The sequence below is a fragment of the Balneolaceae bacterium genome (genome assembly GCA_034521495.1).
Lineage (GTDB): Bacteria > Bacteroidota > Rhodothermia > Balneolales > Balneolaceae > Rhodohalobacter.
Map to the genome: position 1 here is coordinate 207,301 of JAXHMK010000009.1, position 22,541 is coordinate 229,841.

Annotated in this window: 17 protein-coding genes; 16 read left to right on the forward strand and 1 reads right to left on the reverse strand. The window is 41.8% G+C overall.

Annotated features, from left to right (window positions below; translation table 11 throughout):
* Positions 1-218: 218 nt before the first annotated feature.
* The 16 genes from U5K72_05860 to U5K72_05935 all read left to right on the forward strand — a co-directional run bounded on the left by U5K72_05860 (position 219) and on the right by U5K72_05935 (position 20,481).
* Positions 219-1,091, forward strand: coding sequence for a gamma-glutamyltransferase (locus U5K72_05860; GenBank protein MDZ7718330.1), 873 nt, complete (start codon positions 219-221; stop codon positions 1,089-1,091).
* 74 nt (positions 1,092-1,165) lie between these two features.
* A complete protein-coding gene (locus U5K72_05865) occupies positions 1,166-1,927 on the forward strand; it encodes a gamma-glutamyltransferase (GenBank protein MDZ7718331.1) in 762 nt (253 codons plus the stop codon).
* A gap of 851 nt (positions 1,928-2,778) precedes the next feature.
* Positions 2,779-3,474, forward strand: coding sequence for a DUF305 domain-containing protein (locus tag U5K72_05870; GenBank protein ID MDZ7718332.1), 696 nt, complete (start codon positions 2,779-2,781; stop codon positions 3,472-3,474).
* A 44-nt stretch (positions 3,475-3,518) separates the two neighbouring features.
* Positions 3,519-3,788, forward strand: a complete 270-nt coding sequence (locus U5K72_05875; protein ID MDZ7718333.1) for a hypothetical protein — start codon at positions 3,519-3,521, stop codon at positions 3,786-3,788.
* Complete coding sequence (locus U5K72_05880; GenBank protein ID MDZ7718334.1) at positions 3,733-5,532, forward strand: hypothetical protein; 1,800 nt, start codon at positions 3,733-3,735, stop codon at positions 5,530-5,532. Before U5K72_05875 ends, U5K72_05880 begins: the two co-directional genes overlap by 56 nt.
* A 273-nt stretch (positions 5,533-5,805) precedes the next feature.
* Positions 5,806-5,958: a hypothetical protein gene (locus tag U5K72_05885; GenBank protein ID MDZ7718335.1), complete on the forward strand. Its 153-nt coding sequence runs from the start codon at positions 5,806-5,808 to the stop codon at positions 5,956-5,958.
* Between the two features lie 121 nt (positions 5,959-6,079).
* On the forward strand, positions 6,080-7,807 hold the full coding sequence (locus tag U5K72_05890) for a DNA methyltransferase (protein MDZ7718336.1): 1,728 nt from the start codon (positions 6,080-6,082) through the stop codon (positions 7,805-7,807).
* A gap of 1,158 nt (positions 7,808-8,965) precedes the next feature.
* On the forward strand, positions 8,966-9,238 hold the full coding sequence (locus tag U5K72_05895; protein ID MDZ7718337.1) for a hypothetical protein: 273 nt from the start codon (positions 8,966-8,968) through the stop codon (positions 9,236-9,238).
* Between the two features lie 29 nt (positions 9,239-9,267).
* Positions 9,268-11,952, forward strand: coding sequence for a hypothetical protein (locus U5K72_05900; protein ID MDZ7718338.1), 2,685 nt, complete (start codon positions 9,268-9,270; stop codon positions 11,950-11,952).
* Positions 11,940-13,106 (forward strand): putative DNA binding domain-containing protein, encoded by a 1,167-nt coding sequence (locus U5K72_05905; GenBank protein ID MDZ7718339.1) that lies wholly within the window; start codon positions 11,940-11,942, stop codon positions 13,104-13,106. Before U5K72_05900 ends, U5K72_05905 begins: the two co-directional genes overlap by 13 nt.
* A gap of 121 nt (positions 13,107-13,227) precedes the next feature.
* Positions 13,228-14,115 carry a DUF488 domain-containing protein gene (locus U5K72_05910; GenBank protein MDZ7718340.1) on the forward strand — a complete coding sequence of 296 codons (888 nt, stop codon included), beginning with the start codon at positions 13,228-13,230 and terminating at the stop codon, positions 14,113-14,115.
* The gene (locus U5K72_05915; GenBank protein ID MDZ7718341.1) at positions 14,116-14,955 is read left to right on the forward strand and encodes a hypothetical protein; all 840 of its coding nucleotides are present in this window, start codon (positions 14,116-14,118) and stop codon (positions 14,953-14,955) included.
* A 557-nt stretch (positions 14,956-15,512) separates the two neighbouring features.
* The gene (locus tag U5K72_05920) at positions 15,513-16,823 is read left to right on the forward strand and encodes a Gfo/Idh/MocA family oxidoreductase (GenBank protein MDZ7718342.1); all 1,311 of its coding nucleotides are present in this window, start codon (positions 15,513-15,515) and stop codon (positions 16,821-16,823) included.
* 141 nt (positions 16,824-16,964) lie between these two features.
* Positions 16,965-17,909 carry a sugar phosphate isomerase/epimerase family protein gene (locus U5K72_05925; protein MDZ7718343.1) on the forward strand — a complete coding sequence of 315 codons (945 nt, stop codon included), beginning with the start codon at positions 16,965-16,967 and terminating at the stop codon, positions 17,907-17,909.
* Between the two features lie 805 nt (positions 17,910-18,714).
* Positions 18,715-19,461 (forward strand): phosphoadenylyl-sulfate reductase, encoded by a 747-nt coding sequence (locus U5K72_05930; GenBank protein ID MDZ7718344.1) that lies wholly within the window; start codon positions 18,715-18,717, stop codon positions 19,459-19,461.
* Between the two features lie 183 nt (positions 19,462-19,644).
* Positions 19,645-20,481 carry a ZIP family metal transporter gene (locus U5K72_05935; protein MDZ7718345.1) on the forward strand — a complete coding sequence of 279 codons (837 nt, stop codon included), beginning with the start codon at positions 19,645-19,647 and terminating at the stop codon, positions 20,479-20,481.
* Between the two features lie 244 nt (positions 20,482-20,725).
* On the opposite strand, the gene pckA is transcribed toward U5K72_05935, so the two are convergent.
* Positions 20,726-22,303: a phosphoenolpyruvate carboxykinase (ATP) gene (pckA, locus tag U5K72_05940; protein MDZ7718346.1), complete on the reverse strand. Its 1,578-nt coding sequence runs from the start codon at positions 22,301-22,303 to the stop codon at positions 20,726-20,728.
* Positions 22,304-22,541: the final 238 nt, after the last annotated feature.

The window sequence follows — 22,541 nt, forward strand, 5'->3', positions numbered from 1 at the left end:
TTAAAAAGAGATAAGTTCATAACAAAAAAGTCCCAGAAAGGGACGACAAAGAATCCCTAACCATTTTTTCGAGCGGCTACACCTCAACATACTAACCAGTCGAATCGAAGTATTGATAGATGCTTTAGTAACAAATTTTAAAAACATTCTTTGTGAATTTTATCCACATTTCTTGGATATTGTCTGACTCAGACAAATAATCAATTCTTACGATCTTTATGCTCAGATATCTCAAATCTATTTTTATTCTATCGCTTCTATTCCCATTATTTTCAAATCAAGTAAAATCTCAAGACCGCCTTGCCGGCGAACTTTTTGCAACCCGCTCGGAGGTAATTGCCCGTCATGGGATGGTGGCTACCCATCATCCATTAGCCGGTCAAATTGCGATTGATATTCTTAAGCGAGGTGGTTCCGCCGCGGATGCAGCCATTGCAGCAAATGCTTTCCTGGGATTTGCTGATCCTGCCATGAATGGAATTGGCGGCGATATGTTCGTGATTGTCTGGAGTGAGGAGGATCAAAAACTGGTTGGGCTGAACGCCAGCGGAAAATCACCAATGAATTTGACGTTTCAGGATCTGAAGGATGAAGGATTGAACAGTATTCCGGCATCCAGTCCGCATTCAGTTACCGTTCCCGGTGTTGTTGACGGATGGTTTGAGCTGAATGAAAGGTTCGGAAAATTAGATATGGAATCACTTCTCCGGCCAACCATCGATTATGCCCGTGAGGGAATTGCGGTCACATCCACAATCGCTGAAATGTATGATTACCTCGAACGGGATCTTATACATGGATATGGATTGCCGGATGATTTTGACTGGGAAGAGGATCTGCCCAATTTCAGCGAGTTATATCGGCCGGATGGCGAATTTCATGATAAAGGAGATGTGAGAATCAACCGAAAGTTGGCCGCAACATATGAGATGATTGCAAACCAAGGCCGGGACGCTTTTTATAGAGGTGAGATTGCGGAAAAAATTGTAGAGCACGTGCAGGAAAAAGGTGGATATCTCAGCCTGGAAGATTTTGAAAATCACTCCTCAAAATGGGTTGATCCGGTATCCGGTAAATTACCGCGGGTATGATGTGTGGGAGATTCCGCCGAATGCACAGGGGATGTCCGTTCTGCAGATCCTAAATATTTTAGAAGGATACGATCTTGTCTGAATACGGTTTTGGCAGTCCTGAGCATGTTCATTATTACACGGAAGCCAAAAAACTGGCCTATGCAGATATGAGTGAATACTATGGCGATCCTGATTTTAGTGATCTTCCCATCGATACTCTTTTATCCAAGAAATATGCGGATTTGCGCAGAGAAGAAATTCGTGACGACTGGGTTCAGGATTACGGCCCCGGGTTGGAAGAGAATAATCACACTATTTACCTGACAGTAGCCGATGATGAAGGAAATATGGTTTCGCTGATTCAAAGTAATTCCTGGATGTTCGGTTCCCTGATTACTCCCCCGGATTTGGGATTTGCACTGCAAAATCGAGGGACGGGTTTTACGCTTGAGGAAAATCATGTAAACACGTATGCGCCCGGGAAGCGGCCGTTTCACACCATCATCCCTGCGTTTATCACAAAAGATGGAGAGCCTTACGTCAGTTTTGGATTAACCGGCGGATCGATGCAGCCGCAGGGCCACGTTCAAATTGTACTGAATTTGATTGATTTTGGGATGAACCTGCAGGAAGCGAGTGATGCCCCGCGAATTCGTCATTCGGGAAGTGGTGTGGGGGAAACCGAATTGGAGTCAGGGTTTCGTTATGAAACAGTTCGGGAGCTGATGAGAATGGGCCACGAAGTACAATACGGTTTCGAGCGTTTTGGTGGTTTCCAGGGTATTCTGTTTGACGGTACGTTTTATTACGGGGCTTCAGAATCCCGGAAAGACGGTCAGGCGATTGGGTATTAATTGATGTGAGTTCAATATGAAATATTTGAGGCTGGATACGTTAAAAGTCCTCCCCTTCTGCCGCAACGGGATTCCTTGGAAAGAGGGACTTGAAAGCAAAATTGTCTTGTCTTTGCCTGAGGGTTGGATATGCAACAAAACAGATTGGGAACTGGAAATAGATTTCGCCTGAGTTTTATTTTGAGGAGTTGGAGCAATGATGTAAAACCCAATTGATCTGTTCCCCTCACAATTTTACGTGGTTTGGGTACCGTCCATGACGGGACTATCTTGCAGGCACTACTGCGTCCAACCCCAACTGAAGTTGGGGCCTACTTTCTTTTATCCGCCAAAGGCGGATTCGGGATTATTGTCTGACTGTGTAGTATTGGATCTTTTTTCCAGGAAGTAATTGTTCAGAATGAAACAATGGGCAGCATTCGGGAAGAAAGGAAAAACCTGGATTTACCTTTCAATACAAATCCCATCGGGATGGTAGGCAGTAGGCCTCGGCTTCAGCCGGGGTTAAAGTAAATAAGCTCATAATAAATAAGTCCCGGAGAGGACGACACGGTTCCTCAACTACCATTTTTTCGTTGGCAACATCTCAAAATGAAAACCAGCTTAGATTTCATGTAAATTTTTCTAAAAATGATTGTTTACGGGCTGATTCAGTAAATATTAACCCATTCTCTTCTTATATTACTGTGCCTACAGACAAGGGCGCAAAATAACGTTGCCTCAACATTCAATAATATCATCTTATTTCTCTTTTCATAATGAGTCGAATTTCCGTTTTCGCTAAGGAATTCAATTCTATTACTATACCTCAGTGCTCAACTTTTATTTTGGTCGTTATCATAGCAAGCGTTATGCCTGCATGTACGGGATCTGAACAAGTATCCGAGAATCCGGATCACGGTCTCATCAAACCGGAGAGTACCGACAAAGAGGAACATCTCGAGGAACTCTACTGGTCCCGAATTGATAGTTCCAAAATGGATTTTACGCAAGCCGATGTGGATTTTATGGTTGGGATGATTGCTCATCATGCACAGGCTCTGATCATGTCTGACCTGGCTCCCAAAAACAATGCCGGACCGGCCATTCAAAGGCTTGCATCAAGAATCATCAATGCTCAGAAAGATGAGATTCAATCGATGCAGAAATGGCTGCGCGACAGGAATCAACCGGTGCCCGATGTTCAAATCGACGGGTTGATTCTTACCATAGAGATGGAGTCAGCCGGGAGCACGGTATCGTCTCATCACCAGATGGATCATTCTCATGCCGGCCATTCGGGAATGGATCACTCCGGCATGCCGGGTATGCTCACTCAAGAAGAGCTCAATGATTTGGCCGAACAAAAAGGGGAAGCCTTTGACCGTGCATTTCTCAAATATATGATTGCTCATCATGAAGGTGCCGTAATTATGGTTGATAACCTACTTGCTCAAGACGGTGCTGCTCAAGACAGGCAGGTATTTCGGCTTGCATCAGATATTCAGGCAGATCAAACCACCGAAATTGAGCGCATGAAACAGATGCTGCAGGAAATTCACTCCTAAATAATTCTCAACATTTCTACTCAAATAAATAGATTGTATCGTTAATGAAAAAAGTAAAACGCTTTGTGACCGTTCTCTTAAATATTCTAAGCAGTAAATTTTTAGAAGTTCTCTTTTTAGTTACAATGCTAACCGGCCTGATCGGTTGCTCAACTTCAGGAAGTTTCCAGGATGAATCACAATCTCAGGTACCCACTTTTTCTGAGGCCGAGCGACCCGATCCCGATCCCAGAGTTGGATTAGAACCCGGAGTTTTTGATGCAGAGGAGGCGATCTGGAATCTTCGAAAACTCTCATCCACAACCTCCGCCTGAAAGTTTTATCGGAGCGGTAAATTCCGACCTGGCATTTAAAGGAAATTATGTGATCCAGGGAAATTATGACGGTTTTATGGTTTGGGATATCTCAAAACCCGAATCACCCGAACTGGTGGTGGATTACCTGTGCCCCGCTTCGCAGAGTGATGTATCTGTTTATGAAGATCTCCTGTTTGTATCCGGCGAAGGGCTGGAGGGACGTCTCGACTGCGGAACTGAAGGTGTGGAAGAAACGGTAAGCGAGGAGCGGCTTCGGGGAATTCGAATATTCGACATCTCAGATATTCAAAATCCAGAGTATATCTCAAATGTGCAGACCTGCCGGGGTTCTCATACTCATTCAGTTCTGAAAGATCCGGACGATCATGAAAATGTATATGTTTATGTGTCGGGATCGGCAATGGTTCGGCCCGAGGAAGAACTTCCCGGCTGCTCAAGTATGATGCCTGAAGAAGATCCCAATAGTGCACTTTTCAGAATCGAGGTGATCCGGGTTCCGCTTGATAAACCCCAAAATGCGGCGATTGTAAATTCACCCAGAATTTTCGAGAACCTTGAAGAAGCCCCCACTCACGGACTTTCTCCGGCAGATATTGAGGAGGCAGAAGCCAATGGAAAGTATGTGGGAGAAATAAATGGTGAAAAGCGAATTATATCCGACAGGTACATAGATCAGTTTTTGAACCGAATTGTTGAACAACGAGGAGGTTCGGGGCAGCCGACTGCCGCAGACAGTTCCGAATTGAGGGACCAACTCCAGGAGATGCTTACTGAAGTAGTTGCTGAGAGCGAAGATCCAACGGCAAATCGCGGACCCAATCAGTGCCACGATATTACGCTCTATCCCGAAATTGGCCTGGCCGGAGGAGCTTGCGAAGGCTACGGGTTGCTGCTGGATATTTCCAATCCTGTAAACCCGGTTCGGATTGATGCCGCTGCAGATTCCAATTTTGCCTACTGGCACTCGGCTACCTTTAATAATGAAGGCAGCAAAGTGCTTTTTACGGATGAATGGGGCGGCGGAACCCAGCCAAAATGCCGTCCGTCTGATCCGATGGAATGGGGTGCCAATGCGATCTTTACAGTTGAGGAAGATTCCCTGGCATTTAAGAGTTATTACAAAATACCGGCTCCGCAAACACCAGAGGAGAATTGTGTGGCTCACAACGGTTCACTCATTCCTGTTCCCGGCCGGGATATTATGGTACAATCGTGGTACCAGGGAGGAATTAGTATTTTTGACTGGACGGACCCGGAAAACCCTGTTGAAATTGCCTTTCACGATCGCGGACCCCTTCATCCCGAAAAATCAGAATTGGGCGGAAGTTGGTCGGTCTACTGGTACAACGGGAAAATTGTAAGTTCTGAAATTGCCAGGGGACTGGATATTTTTGAGCTCGTTCCGAGTGATTTCTTAACCGAGAATGAAATTGAAGCGGCAAACACCGTACATTTGGATTACCTGAATGCCCAGGGCCAGCCCCGGTATGAATGGCCTCCATCTTTTGTGTTGATGTATGCATACCTGGATCAGCTTGAAAGGCAACGCGAATATGACCTGGATTTTATTCGGTCAGTCAGAGCTGATCTTCGTGAAGCCGAACGTGCAAGCGGAGCTAAAAAAGCACTATTGTTAAATCAGCTTGCCCGCAGGGTGGAGGTGGAAGCAAATGGCTCAAGCAAAAATGGAAAAGCCCGCATCCTGGCAAGAACTATGAAAACAATGAGTTCAAAATTGTAATAGTTGAAAGGGTAATTTTTCGAGCCTGCTCTGATTACCGGGGTGGGCTTTTTCGATTCAAGAACCTGGCAGAGCACTGAGCGGAGCGAAGTTCCTGCCAGAGTTCGGATATTGTTTCACACACATTCAATTGATGAAATGTTCCGCAATGTGCAACTCTGCGAGGAATCCGAAAAGCACGGATGCTCTGGCAGGTTGCTAACTTAAGAACCTGGCAGAGTCCGTAACGAAGTGTAGGTCCTGCAAGAGTTCGGATTTCTGTTTTCAAAACGTATGCAATGGTCAATCAGGCTACGCAACTCTGCCAGGAATCTGAAAAACACAGATGCTCTTGCAGGTTGCTGGGCGGAGAACCTGGCAGAGCGCGAACGGAGTGAGTTCCTGCCAGAGTTCGGGTGCAACGCCAAAAAACACCAGTTGCTTTAATAACGTCTCGCAACTCTTGCAGGAGGCCGCAAAAGAACGGCCACTCTGCCAGGTTGCTTTTTTCTTTCGAATCCCACCTTCTTTTTCTATAATCTATCAGACTTCAAAGAGATAGAAATATATGGCTTTATTTCAGCGTGCGGTTTTAGACAAATATATATCGGGAATTGATGAGGCGGAACTTGAAGCGGCCTGGGAACGGTTCACTTCTCATTTTCACAATCCGGAGATCCAACAGAATATTCGGAAGGCAAAAGAGGAATCGTATCAGGAGGGATTTCTGGAAGACTTGTTTGTGAAGGTGCTGGGATACACCAAGAGTCCCGCACCCGGGTATAACCTGGTGGCGGAACAAAAGAATCTCACCGATGCCAAAAAAGCGGATGGTGCACTGCTGGACGGCGATAAAGTCCACGGGGTGATTGAACTGAAGGGCACCGAAACCACCGATCTCTCAAAAGTGGAACCGCAGGCGTTTGGGTACAAGAACAAACAGCCGGATGCTCTCTACGTCATCATCTCCAACTTTGAGAAGCTGCGGTTTTATATCGACAATGCGGTGGATTTCATCGAGTTCAATCTCTTTCAGCTGAGTAAAGATGAGTTCAAAGTGCTGTGGCTGTGCCTGGGCTATCCCAATTTTGAGCAGGGCCTGCCAAAGAAGATGAAAGATGCCTCGCTGGCCGAGGAAGAGAACGTCACCAAAAAGCTGTACAAAGATTATTCCGAATTCAAACACGACATATTCGAGAGCGTCAAAGAGCACAACCCGGAACATGATCCTCTTCTGCTGTTCAAGAAAACTCAGAAACTGCTGGACCGGTTTTTGTTTATCTTTTTTGCCGAAGACCGCCTGCTTCTCCCGCCCAATTCTATTCGCGAAATTATTAAGCAGTGGATGGATCTGCGCGACAAATACGATGCGTACGTTCCGCTGTACGACCGATTTAAACTATACTTTAGCTATTTAAATACAGGCCGGAATGAACCGGGTAAATCAGAAATCTTCGCCTACAACGGCGGACTGTTTGCTGAGGATGAGATCCTGGACAACCTCACGATTGATGATGAACTGCTCTACAAACACGCCTCCCAGCTCAGCCATTACGATTTTGAGAGCGAAGTGGACGTCAACATCCTCGGGCATATTTTTGAGCATTCGCTGAACGAGATTGAGGAGATCAACGCCGAGCTGAAGGGCGAAGAGGTGGACACCTCCAAAACCCGCCGAAAGAAAGACGGGGTGTTTTATACGCCCAAATACATCACCAAGTATATTGTAGAGCATACGGTGGGCAAGTTGTGCGAGGAGAAGAAAGCCGAGCTGGATATTGCCGATGAGCGCTTTATTGAATCCAAAAGAAGAACCAAAAAAGGTATTGCCGATCTGCAAAACTACCGGGATTGGCTGCTGAACCTGACCATTTGCGACCCGGCCTGTGGCAGCGGCGCGTTTCTGAACCAGGCGCTGGAGTTCCTGATTGCCGAGCACAAGTACATTGATGAACTCCAGGCCAAATACCACGGGGAATCGTTGGTGCTGTCGGACATTGAAAACCAGATTTTGGAGAACAACCTGTTTGGGGTGGATATTAACGAGGAGTCGGTGGAGATTGCCAAGCTGAGCCTCTGGCTGCGCACCGCCCAAAAAGGACGGCAACTCACCTCGCTGAACGACAACATTAAATGCGGCAACTCGCTGATTGACGATCCCGACGTGGCCGGCGACAAAGCCTTCGACTGGGAAGAAGAATTCCCATCTGTTTTTGAAAATGGTGGGTTTGATGTGGTGATTGGGAATCCGCCTTATGTGAGAATTCAGAGACGATTAGAAGAATACTTAGGCTGATTTCGAGATACATGAATATGAGACTTTATCAGCACAGGTAGATTATGATATTGTATTTCTTGTATGAAAGAGCATTTGAATCTGATCAAAACCGAATGGGCAATTTATTGTATATCATGTCCAATAAATTTGGTTGACAACTGAATATGGAAAAGTACTGCGAAAATTTTTATCACCAAAGAATGTGATACAGATTATTAGATTTTGGTGATCTGTCAGGTTTTTGAAGGATGCCACGACATACACCTGTATTTATTGCTAGCAAGAATGATAAGTCAAATAGATGAGTTTAATATAGCTATTGATATCAAAGTGAAGACAATTGTCAATACTATTGATTCGATCGAATTTAGAGAAATTTATCTATAAAGTGAATTTAATGAGTGATATGGATCATTTCATCCAAGAAGAAAATGAAGCTTTTAGAAAAGATTAAATCAGAATTCGTATGATTCAAATGAAGTATATGATGAAAATACTAATTATAGGATTAAAAACAGGTTTTACTAAAGCATTATGTATCTCAGAAGAGAAATAGAAAAATTCTGAATTCAGATGAAAGACTCTATGAAGAATGAAGAGATTATAAATACATGTCATATTCTACAAAGGAATGATATGTAATTTCTACATAGTCAGATAAGAAATGACTGAACTCAGATGACTTGAAGTATATTTAGAAGAGAACATTGGATCTTGTTAAAGAGAAATGAAAATCTTGTAAGAAAATGAAGAGACTTATTGGTGACAGAAAGGAATAGAAAAATAGATAAAGGAATGGTTTTGATGAGAACAAGATTAATGAGTATCATGATATTTGAGAAGCCAAAATATAATGTATCAGATATTTCATAGTCGAACATGTTTCATTTATGATGAACAAGGATTGTTATATGCAATAATTCTATGCTGTATTAATACCTACTATCAAGACAAGAACTTTGTTGGTATTTTAAATTCTAATTATTGGTTTGGTAATTATGAAATATCTGTACCGTAATTAGAGGATGGTATATCAGAATTAATAACGAAATATTTTAGACAAATTCCTATTCCAGAATTAAATGAAAAACTAGATGAGTTGATAGAGAAAACTGAATCTGAATTGAATAATGATCTTCAATACAGAATACTGATTCAAGTAAATCTTATGAATTATTGTTATCCAAATTCGACATCGAAAAACTAAGCCGGAAACTCCAAAGCTGGCACGAGCTCACCGGCAAGCAATTCCTGAAAGAGCTGAAAAAGAAAAAGGTCAAACTCAGCCTCGAAGAAGAAGCCGAATGGCTCGACTACTTCACCCAACAAAAAGCCAAAGCCGACGACCTAAAATCCCAAATCGCCCAAACCGATGCCGAGATTGATGCGATGGTGTATGAGTTGTATGGGTTGAGTGAGGAGGAGGTTAGAGTTGTGGAGGGGGGTTAATTATCATTTTAAATGATTACATTTGAAATATGAATAAAAAATCTCAGACATACGATTTATTTAAACACGGAAGCCAATGGCTTAGAGCTGATTTCCATTTGCATACCAAAGCTGATAAAGAAGCATTTAAGGAGTGGGATGAAACAACAAAAAGATCGTTTAAAAAAGAATATGTTGCTCGCTTAAAGGAAGAGAATATCCATGTAGGTGTAATAACGAATCACAATAAATTTGATTTGGGGGAATACAAGTCGTTGGCACAAGAAGCAAGGAAAAACGAAATTTTCTTGTTACCCGGAGTAGAATTTTCTGTAAATGACGGACAAAGTGGAGTTCATGTTTGTATTGTTTTTGATCCTGATAGCTGGTTAACTGATGGCGACGATTTTATTCAGAGATTGTTAAACAGAGGGTTTCCAGCTTTAGCAAAAGAACAAAGAGAGAATAGAAATGCCCATAGTGATTGGGGATTAAAAGAATTATTAAAGAAACTGGATGAAGAAAAAAGACATCACCATCGGGAATCTTTTGTGGTACTGGCACATGTAAATCAAGAAAAGGGTTTTTTTAACGAGATTAAGAAAACAAGAATTACTGATATTTTTGAGGAATCCGTTTTTAAAGAATATGTATTGGGATTTCAAAAAGTTACGAGTAAAGATTCCTTACAACTCATTAATGAATGTTGGGGAAACTCTTCACCAGCGTTTGTGGAAGGTTCGGATTGTAAATCCTTAGATGAGATAGGTAAAACAAGAAGTTGGGAAAATGAAGAGAAGAAGAGCTTTATAAAAATCGGAGACTTTAATTTTTTGTCCGTTAAATATGCATTGATGGATAAAAAGAGAAATACCGTAGCAAAGACACATCCAGTACCCACACATTCCAGAATAAAACGGGTTTGGTTTGAGACTGCTTTCGGTGCTCCATTATCAGGCAAAGAACTGTTATTAAATGATGATTTGAATTCACTGATTGGTATCAGGGGCAGCGGTAAATCAACCATTTTAGAGACTATAAGGTACGGAGTAGGAAAAAATATTGATGCTCAGACAAGTAAGGATGTAGATTATAAAAACCGGCTCGTACAGCGGACATTAAAAAGTGGTGGAAAAGTACTTGTTGAGATCGAAACCAAGCATGGGCAAAATTACCGTGTTGAACGAATTTTTGGTGAGCGTCCGTCTATATTTCGAGACGGTGTAAAGCTCCCGGATTTTACTGTCGATGAAAATATTCTAAGTGTTCTGTACTTCGGGCAGAAAGACCTATCGGAAATCGGAACGGAAGGGTTTAGTCAAAATTTGATGGAGAAATTTTTCGGGTCAAATGTAGGCCCTATCCGGGAGCAAATTGATAGTAAAGTCAAAGAGATTCTTCGGATGATATCGGAAATAAAACGATTAAATGAATTATCCGATACCATTCAGGAGACTAAGGAAGAGATCGCTGCTTTGAAGGAACGAATGGAGATTTTCAAAAAGAAAAAAATCGATGAAAAGCTTGAACGTCAGGTTCTTTTTAATAAAGACCGCAATCATTTAAATCAGATGAGCGAAACGGGGGAAAGTTTTGTATCTGCTCTTAGACGAACAATTACGGAATATCAGGAAGGCATCGAGGAGTTAAAGAATTATAACAGCAAAGAAAATGAAAAGCTGTTTGAAGAGGCATTCAAAAGGTGGGAATCCTTCATCAAAAAAATTGATAAAATAAAAGCCATTTTGGATGATGTTGATAAAGACCTGGAACATATAGGTAAGTATGGAGAAGAGCTTAGAAAACGTACGGAAAAATTACAGGATGAATTCGCTGAAATTAAAAGGTCAATCGATTTAAAAGATCTAAACCCGGATGACTATGTTAAGTTCAGTAAGCGCCATAACCTGCTGGAAACTAAATTAAAAGAGTTAGAAAAAAGAGAACGTAAACGTGAAGATTTAAAAAGAAATCTTAATCGTGAATTAAGCCAGCTCAAAGAACTATGGCATGAGGAATATCAAACCTTTCAAGAATCCATTGATGAGCTAAACAACAGAGACCTCTCTATAAAAGTGGAATTAGTTTACAGAGGCGATAAATCCGCTTTCCAGGAATTTATAAAGAACACGGTACAAGGATCAGGTATAACCAGTAGAAAGATTGAACAATTAACTGAGGCGTACAATGATCCCATAGATATATACTTTGATTTGGATAATGAGCGTTCTGAGTTACATCAAATTCTTTCGGGCGGAACTCATTTGGCAAAATTCAAAGAATATTTTCAACAAAACATGAGCGCGGCACTTACCTTTCAAGTACCAAATCGTTTTGTGTTACGATATCATGGAAAGGATATAAAAGGCCATTCACTGGGCCAACGTGCATCTGCTATTATGGTTTTCTTACTTGCACGACAAGAAAATGATGTGATAATCATTGATCAACCCGAAGATGATATTGATAACCAGTCGATATATCGGGATGTTATTAGTGAATTGAACAACTTAAAGGGAAAGACTCAATTTATCTTTGCTACACACAATCCAAATATCCCTGTTTTAGGAGAAAGCGAGCAAGTGTTTGTGTGTGATTACGAAGGAGAATCTTTATCAGTTGATACCGGAAGTATTGATACGGAAAAAACCCAAACCGCCATCATTGATATTATGGAAGGTGGAAGAGAAGCATTTGAACAACGCGAAAGAAAATATCAGGAATGGATGCATTAGAACTTTTAGAAATAGTTGAGCGTGGGGAAGATTCCCAGCATCAATTTAAGCGTAATATCACGAATGAAACCTCAATGGCTACTGAGCTTGCTGCATTTTCCAATTCGCGGGGCGGATTATTAATAATAGGTGTTGACGATGATGGGACGATTGCTGGTCTATCGAACGAAGATATTGGCAGACTTAATAACATGATTTCAAATGCTTCTTCCTCTCACATTAGAAATCCGATTAACCCAACAAACGAAAATATTAAGTTGGAAGACGGATTGGTGATGGTGGTAACTGTCTCAGAAGGTTTTGATAAGCCATATATAACAAATGAGGGAGCGATTTGGGTTAGAAGTGGTGCAGATAAGAGAAAAGTTACATCGAAAGAAGAATTAAGGCGTTTATTCTCAGAAAGCGATCTGCTGCATGCCGGCGAGATTCCAATTAGTGATTCTACCATTAATGATATAGACGAAGATTTTTTTGATGAATTTTACCAAGATGTATATGACCGGTCTTTGGATGATGAAGAGAAGCCTCTTTTGCAACTCATACAAAACATGAATTTGGCAAAGGAAGATCACTTGAATTTGGCAGGGTTGTTACTCTTTGGTGAGAACCCTCAAAAATATAAACCTCAATTCATTGTAAAAGCTGTTTATTTTGATGGAAACGAGCCAACTTCTGATAAATATTTCGATAGTGAGGATATTGGAGGCAGACTTTCAAATCAATATGTAATGGCATTGGCGTTTCTGAAAAGAAACCTTGTTAGGGAGCAAAATGGACAGGGAAGAAATACGACCGGAGAATTGGAAATTCCTGAAATTGTACTTGAAGAACTATTGGTAAATGCTATTATTCACCGGAATTATTTTATTGACGCCCCAATTCGAGTTTTTATGTTTGAAAACAGAGTTGAGATTATTTCACCTGGTGTACTTCCCAATCATATGACTGAAGAAAATGCCAAGAGTGGAGTGTCCATACAGCGTAATCCTGTTATTTCATCATTTGTAACAAAAGCAAAACCACCTATTGGTTTGCCTTATAGAGGAATTGGTACAGGTATTCAAAGAGCATACAAGGAATTTTCAGAAATTGAGTTATTCAACGATCAAGATAACAACCAGTTTATCGTCACAATCAATCGAACGAATTAGTGTTTTAATTAGTGCGTCCGAACCCCAACAGTTTGATTGTTCAACATAGCGATTCATTTATTCAACTCTTCTGGGAAAAGACATTTTTCATATCATAATTCATTTTCAACAAGCAAAAAAAATGTACTACCGCAGAAAAATACTGCTCTCGTTATTAGAAGTGTTTGACAACGAACTGGAAAAAATCCGGCTGCAAAAGCTGCTGCTGCTCTTTACACAAAAGCAGGAAAAACCGGCCTATGATTTTGTGCCTTATAAATTTGGCTGTTTTTCGTTTCATGCCAACGCCGATTTGCATACCATGACCAAGTACGAACAGGTGAGTAAGCAGAAGAAAAAATGGGTGCGGACAGAGAAAAAATCATGGCTGAATGAGTTAAAATCTGAAGATCGCCAGGTGCTTTTTGAAATTAAAAAAGACTATGGAAATAAATCGGTACAGGAGTTGCTGGAAATCACCTACAAAAATTACCCGTACTATGCACTAAACAGTACCATTATAGATGATGTTCTGGAAGAAGAGGAACAGCAAAATGTGAAGGCTTTGCGGGAGAATGCACCTGAGCAACCGTGTCTGTTTACAATTGGGTACGAAGGGATTTCACTGGAAGCCTACCTGAATAAACTGATCAAAAACGGGGTAAACGCACTACTTGATGTTCGAAAAAACGCCATGAGTATGAAGTATGGATTTAACAAAAGTCAGCTTAAAAATGCCTGTGAAGGTGTGGGAATAACATACCTGCATTTTTCAGAAGTGGGAATCAAATCTTCAAAACGAAAGGAACTAAATTCGCAGGACGATTACGACCGGTTGTTTGAGGACTACAAACAATCGGTTCTCCCCAAAACGGCCGATACCCAAAAAGAAATTGCAAACGCGATTGAAACCTATAAACGCGTAGCGCTCACCTGTTTTGAAGCCGACAGTTGCCAGTGCCACCGTCGTCCGCTCGCAGAATTTATCAATCAGCATCAGGAGCTTAAACTTGAACTAATACACCTGTAAATGACCTATGAGAAAAAACGAGAGAAAGTACTTGTAACCGTTAAAACCTATCCAACACTTTCGGGGAAATATGATGAGTTGGTTTGTACGGCTGGTTTTCGGGAAGACGGGAGCTGGGTGCGCATTTATCCCATTCCTTTTAGAAAAAAATCCTATGAAGAACAGTACAGCAAATACGACTGGATTGAGATGGACTTGATCAAAAACACCAGTGACTTCCGTCCTGAAAGTTATCGCCCCTACTCTCACGATTCAGAAATCAAGATTGTTGGGCATATCGGTACCGGGAAGAAAAGAGATTGGGCAGTTCGTAAAGAGATTGTGCTTCAACAGGTGTATGATGATTTGTCTGTGCTTATAGAAGAAGCAAAAGACAAAGAAAAATGCACCTCTCTGGCTGTCTTTAAACCCACAAAAATTTTGGATTTTACTGTAGAAGAAGTAGAACGGGAGTGGGACAAAAAGAAAATTGAAAAGCTAAAAGCTAATCGGGATCAAACAGGCTTATTCGAAAATCCGGAAGATCCGTTTGAAGTGGTGGATAAACTGCCCTATAAATTCAAATACGTGTTTGAGGATTGTAAAGGCAAAGTTAGCCGGACGATGATTGAAGATTGGGAAATCGGGCAGCTTTACTGGAACAGCCTGCGGCGTCATGAAGGAGATGAGAAATTAGCAATAGAAGATGTCCGCAAGAAATACTTCGATGACTTTGCCAAAACCAAAGACCTGTATTTTTATTTGGGAACTACGCAGATCCATCATTTTACAGCCAGGAATCCATTTGTGATTATCGGGACGTTTCACCCGCCAGAAACAGATCAGATTTCACTTTTTTGATAAGTACTAAATAGTACTAAAGAATTACTTACACGAGGCTTTGTTCGAAAAGAACAAGCTTTAATTACGCCATGCAACTCTCCAGGAATCCGAAAAGCACGGATGCTCTGGCAGGTTGCTGGACGAAGAACCTGGCAGAGCACGCAGCGGAGCGGAGTTCCTGCAAGAGTTCGGATGTTTGCTTCAAAACGTACCCAACGTAAATGGGGGTACGCAACTCTGCCAGGAATCTGAAAAACACAGATGCTCTGGCAGATTGCTGATTTGAGAACCTGACAGGTACTGGTGTTTTTTATGCGATATGGCACTAACAACGGGATCTCTCCGTGGCAAGAGTCGCTAAACCCATACTTAATTTTATGTCAATAGATACGGTGCTCCCCTTTTATTGACAGGTTTTAATCACACCCGCCTCAAAATATAAAACCAGCCTTGAATATTGTGTCAAAAGCAATTTGAAGAACATCTGGTTTGATTCTCCTATTTTATCCATTTAATTGGTTGAGATTTTTTAAATTTAAACTATATATAAAATTGCTCACTCAACCATAAATACCATGAAAGATCAGAACCGAAGAGAATTTATAAAATTGACCTCATTAGCCGTTGCAGGAAGCATGCTTCCGTTAAGTGCCTGCCGAACACAGGGAGAAATGGCCGCTGCCGGAGGAGTAGCTGGTGTTGATCCTGATTATACGCTGAAACTTGGGTTGATTGGAGCAGGCGGTCGCGGTACCGGTGCGGCGAACCAGGCGTTGAACGCCGATCCAAATGTGGAACTGGTTGCTGTTGGAGATATATTTGATGACAAAATGAGCCAATCACTTGAAATCCTCAATCAAATCCACTCAGAAAAGGTAAATGTTCCGCAAGAGAGACAGTTTATTGGGTTTGATGCCTATCAAAAAGTATTAGATACCGGTGTGGATGTTGTTATTCTTGCAACTCCTCCAACATTTCGTCCCCAACATTTAGAAGCAGCAGTGGATGCGGGCGTCCATATCTTTTGTGAAAAACCCGTTGCCGTGGATGCGCATGGATATCATCGCGTGATGAATGCTACAAAAATTGCCGAGCAGAAAAACCTGAATCTGGTTAGTGGTTTTTGCTGGAGATATCATAACGCGAAAAAAGCATTTTTTAACCGGGTTTTGAATGGTGAACTGGGTGATATTACCTCGATCTATACAACGTATAACACCGGGGAACTGTGGTCATTGGACCGTAAACCGGAATGGTCGGATGCCGAGTATCAACTCAGAAACTGGATCTACTATACATGGATCTCAGGAGATCATCTTGTTGAGCAGGCCATTCACAGTGTAGATTTTATGATGTGGGCAATGAATGATGAACTGCCGGTAAGTGCAATGGGTACAGGTGGACGACAAGTTCGAACCGATGAGAAATTTGGTAATGTGTACGACCATTTTGGAATAACCTACGAATACGAAAGCGGGGTAAAAGGATTTCACTTCTGCCGACAGCAGGCAAATTGTGAGAACAGCTACAAAGCGGAAATTTTTGGAACTCAGGGAAGAGGATGGGCCGATGTAACTCGCGGCGAACATATAATTGAAGGTGAAAATGAGTGGAAGTTTGAGGGTGAAGAAAACGACATGTACCAGGCAGAACACGATGCTCTCTTTGCGGCTATCCGTTCCGGAAATATTATAAACCAGGGAGAACAACTTGCCAACAGTACCATGGCGGGAATTATGGGCCGAATGGCCGCCTATACCGGTCAGCGTGTAACCTGGGATCAGGCCATAAATTCTGATCAGCGTTTAGCGCATGATATTGAAAGTTGGAATGATTTTCCGGAAGTAAATGGAGTGGCCATGCCCGGTAAAACACCAATAGTATAATGTTGGTTTACAGCCCGTAAATTTAAAATCGTCATGCTGAACCCCGACAGTGGTCGGGACAGGCATTGATTCAGCATCTCCATACTTAACTCACGAATGTGGATTCTGAAGTAGATTCAGAATAACAAATACAATCAAATTATGATGAAAAGAAAAGAATTTCTGAAGCTTGGAACCGCCGGCCTGGCTGCGTTCGGATCCGGGGTAAATTTTTTAAATCCTGAAGGCCAAACAACGTTTGATCAAAATAAATTTTCCAACGGATCTCTTAAAAAAGGTTATATGCTCGACACGTTTCCTTCAGGCGATGATTATTCGGTTCTCGAAAAGTTCCGGATGTTAAAGACAGCCGGATTTCATGGAGTAGAGCCGCCCAGTGGATTGAATCGTGCGGAAGTGATGGAAGCGAAAGAAGAGACCGGACTTGAAATACCGAGTGTAGTGGTATCTACACATTGGAATAATCCTCTCTCGAGTCCGGATGAGTCTGTAAGAAAAGCCGGTCTGGATGGACTTGAAACGGCTCTGTATGATGCGGATGAATTTGGAGCTTCAACGATTCTGCTGGTCCCGGGTGTTGTGAATAGCAACGTATCTTATCGGGATGTTTATGAAAGATCTCAGCAGGAGATTAAAAAAATGTTACCTCTGGCAGAAGAACTGGAGATTGTAATTGCTATCGAAAATGTGTGGAATCAATTTCTGTTGAGCCCGATAGAAGCAGCCCGGTATGTGGATGAGTTTAAATCGCCCTGGGTGGGTTGGTATTTCGATATTGGGAACATCATGAATTACGGCTGGCCGAGCCATTGGATTGAAGTACTGGGAGAGCGAATTGCCATGATTCACATTAAAGAGTTCAGCCGGCAAAAAAGAGACGACGAGGGATTGTGGAATGGTTTTCGGGTCAACTACTTAGAGGGTGATAACGACTGGCCGAAAATTATGAATGCACTTCAAAAAATCGGGTATAGCGGATATGGAATTGCGGAGCCTGCCTACCGTCCGGAAAATGTTGCCCCGCAGGAATTTCTGAATGAATACATCTCGTCAAGAATGGATAAGATCTTTAATCATTTTGAATAAATCTGTACGCCGGACAGCTTGTCCGGCTCCCCAAATCGGGGGAATTGCTGAACTGAGACGTAATGTTAGTGATTGTGGTGACAATCCAGATTTGACAAATTGAGATAGAGCGATGAATGGAGGTAACGGGCAGGCTGCCCGTTGTACGTACGCCGGACAGCTTGTCCGGCTCCCCAAATCGGGGGAATTACTGAACTGGAACGTAATGTTAGTGATTGTGGTGACAATCCAGATTTGACAAATTGAGATAGAGCGATGAGTGGAGGTAACGGGCAGGCTGCCCGTTGTACGTACGCCGGACAAAAAGCCCGGCCCTTCGGTGTGTGAGTATGCATTTCATTCAAGAATGGAAATTTCATATCTCTGTTGTGTATACAGACGAACACTTTTTATGTGCGCAGATTACTGGTTTGCAGAGAAATTCTTTTTTTGGATAAAATTTCACATTGATTATCAGTTCAGTAAATTTTACAGCTGGAAGCGCTTTTTTAACTTTGTACAGTCGATTCCATTTTTAATTCAAAAAGTAGGATTGTCTTCTCATGATCGTTTCTATCTTGATAATAATTTGTTATCGTATGTAACGGAATACATTAATAAACAATTAAACCACTGCCACAAATGTTTTTCAATATTTCATGTTGTTGCTGTTTCGCAGAAAAGAGATGCGATTTGTAATGATCTGGTAGTGGGATAGTAACTATTTTTATTGATGAGTATTTAGAAACCCGCTGCCTGAAACGCAAGTGGGTTTTTTTGTGTCTTGAAATTTCGGTCAAGACGGCAAAATTTTAAAAATGAAAGGATGACAATACAAGAAAAAAGGATTCTTGCAAAAGATTCGGTTGATATCGGAGTTGATGACCTGCAACGATTGAACAGCAGATTTGAATATGAATCAGTTGAGGATCTGCTTATTTGGGTTTCAGAGACGTTTGGGAATGAGGCTGTATTGGGGACAGGATTTGGTCCTTCGGGTATGGTTTTGATTCATAAAATCACTCAGCTGGATCTCGATATTAAAGCCTTTTGTCTTGACACAAACTTGCTTTTTGAAGAGACCTATAACTTATGGAACAAAGTTGAGAAGAGATTCAATATTAATGTAGAATCCGTATCACCTATTCTAACTCTTGAGGGGCAGGCAAAATTACACGAAGAAAAACTTTGGGAAACCAATCCTGACCAATGCTGTTATTTGCGCAAAGTATTGCCGCTTCAAAAATACCTGAGTAACAAACGTGCGTGGATAACAGGGTTACGCCGTTCCCAATCTCAAATGAGAAAAGATGTAGAAAAAATTGAGTGGGATTCATCCAACAAAGTATTTAAACTGAATCCGCTTGCTAATTGGAGCCAGGAGAAAATTTGGGAGTATATTAAGGAACAAGATCTTCCGTATAATCCATTGCATGATGAGGGATATCCAAGTATTGGCTGTATTCCCTGTACAGAGCCGGCTACGGGTGAAAGTGAACGTTCCGGCCGATGGAAAAATCTTGAGAAAACTGAATGCGGAATCCATCTTCCAAACCTCAATAAAGATAAATAGCCTCTCTTTTATTCTTGTCTCGTTTCATACAACAGACTCGATATAAGTCTGATTTTTTTACATTGCAGAGAAGAAGTAATATGCAGAAAGTAAGTTGAAATAAAATATTTAGCTTTGCCTAAAAATTTAATACATTTGAAAAAATGTTGAGGTACAAAACAATAACATTGGTTGATTTGAAATATGGAAATTGAAGCAATAAAAGTATGGTTTTTCGAACTAAGTCCGGTTGTGCAGGCATTGATGGGAGGGTTGTTTACCTGGTTTTTAACAGCACTTGGAGCCGGGCTTGTGTTTTTTACAAAAAATGTTGGCTATAAACTGCTTGATACGATGCTCGGTTTCGCTGCCGGTGTGATGATTGCTGCGAGCGTGTGGTCACTCATTATTCCTTCTATCGATATGGCGGAAGGGCAGGGATACATTTCGTGGATGCCTGCCGTTATCGGGTTTATGTTTGGGGCTTTTTTCTTAAGAGTCTGTGATGCATATTTACCCCATCTTCACTTGGGTCAATCCAAACAGGAAGCCGAAGGCGTTGTAACTACATGGAGAAGGACAACACTTTTGGTGTTAGCAATTACACTTCACAACATTCCTGAGGGTTTGGCTGTGGGTGTTCTTTTTGGAGCAGCTGCAAGTGGGATTGATCCGACCGGTACAGCAACTGTAGCCGGTGCCATTGCATTGGCATTGGGAATTGGAATCCAGAATTTTCCCGAGGGTATGGCTGTATCGATTCCTTTGAGAAGAGAAGGTGTGAGTATAGGTAAGAGTTTTAATTACGGCCAGATGTCTGGTGTGGTTGAGCCGATATCGGCTGTTATAGGTGCTGCCGCTGTACTTATGGTTCAACCCATTCTGCCATACGCCCTTGCTTTTGCAGCCGGTGCAATGATGTTTGTAGTTATTGAGGAGTTAATTCCCGAGTCTCAGCAGCATGGTCATGCCGATTTAGCTACACTTGGTACTATGATCGGATTTTGTGTGATGATGGTTTTGGATGTGGCCCTGGGATAGAAATTCTGTATCTGATTTAGCAAACTGAATTGAGCAACGGAATGGGTAGAATGGTGCATCTGGTTATGCGCGATAGTTGAAGGACGTACTTTTCAATTCAGTCCCTTAATACTGTGCTCCCCTTTTGGAAAGCTCACTTTCTTGCCAATATTGTTGTATCCGTACTTTGAATAAAAAAAGGGAGTACAGGATTGCGATAGCACAAACCCATACTCCCAAACTATAGAGCTAAAGAGAAGCAGGCTTAGATTTTAGGCCCTGCATTTACAATCTCTTCGCTGCTTTCATCTTTGTATTTTTGGAAGTTATCGTTGAACAGTCCGCCCAGTTTTGCAGCCTGTTTGTCGTATTCTTCCGGATTCTTCCAGGTATTTCTTGGCAGAAGAATCTCAGAATCTACATTTGGGCACTCAGTTGGAATTTCAAATCCAAATACCTCATCGGTTTGAGTTGGAGCGTCATCAAGCTTACCTGCGTGAATAGCATCGATGATCGCCCGGGTGCTCTTCAGATCCATTCGGCTTCCTTCTCCATAGGGTCCGCCGGTCAGGCCTGTATTCACCAGCCAGGCTTTTGCATTGTTCTCCCGCATTTTATCAGCCAGTAATTCGGCATATTTTGCCGGTGGCCATGCGAGGAAAGCGGCGCCAAAACAAGCTGAAAATACTGCTTTAGGTTCAGTTACTCCGACTTCTGTTCCGGCAACTTTGGCCGTATATCCACTAATAAAGTGATACATCGCCTGTTCGGGTGAAAGTTTGCTTACCGGAGGCAGAACACCAAACGCATCATATGTAAGGAAGATCACGTTTTTTGGATGACCGGCTTCACATGGAATTTTAGCATTTGAAATGTACTCAATCGGGTAAGAAGCTCTTGTGTTAACGGTGATGGATGTATCTTCATAATCCACTTCTCTTGTATCCTGATCATAAACTACGTTTTCTAATACCGTACCGAATTTAATGGCATTGTAGATTTCAGGTTCTTTCTCCTCAGAAAGATCAATAGTTTTTGCATAGCAACCTCCCTCAATATTGAAGACTCCTTTATCACTCCAGCAATGTTCGTCATCACCAATAAGTTTACGGCTGCTATCTGCAGAGAGGGTTGTTTTACCTGTACCGGATAATCCGAAAAACAGTGCTACATCGCTGGGGTCATCGCCTTCGTTCGCCGAGCAGTGCATTGAAAGCACGTCTCTCTTTGGCATCAGGTAATTCATAACTGTAAAGATGCCTTTTTTCATTTCTCCGGCATACTCTGATCCTAAGATAACCATCTCTTTACGATCAAAGTTAACATCAACACTGGCATCCGATGTCATACCTTCGGTAAATTTGTTAGCTGGAAATTTACCCGCATTGTATATCACAAAATCGGGTTCACCGAAATTATCCAGTTGCTCTTTTGTAGGACGGATCAGCATGTTGTGCATAAACAGGCCATGGTAGGGTCTTTCTGCAATAATGCGAACCTTGAGCCGATATTCCGGATCCCAACCGGCAAAACCATCCAATACATAGAGTCGTTCTCTTGTATTCAGATAATCGGTTGCTCTTTGATGGTTGATCTCGAATGTATGTTCGTCCAGTGGGATATTGATATCTCCCCACCAAATATCTTCTTTAATTCCCTCGGTTGTAATAACTCGTTTGTCTGCAGGACTTCTTCCTGTCCTTTCGCCTGATCGTACAACCAATGCTCCCTTATTTGTAATAGCTGATCCTGGATCATGCTTTATCGCCTCTTCGTAGAATTCAGAAGGGGAAGGGTTTCTGATTATCTTTTTGACAGTAATGTCATGTTTTGAAAGGTCCATATCTTGACTCGTTTTTAATGAATGATAGAATGATTTCTGTTTGTAACTTCTGTTAATGCTCAACCTAATGAACCCTGAATGAGAAGTATTAATCGGTTCGAATAAATTTTTAATTCATCGGATATTGTTCTCTGTTTTCTCTAATAGATAATAGAATACATTCGGAACTTTTTATATAGGGTTTTCCCCGATTCCCTCTCTCTGACCGAATAGAAGCGCTTTTAATTTTAATTTAGAT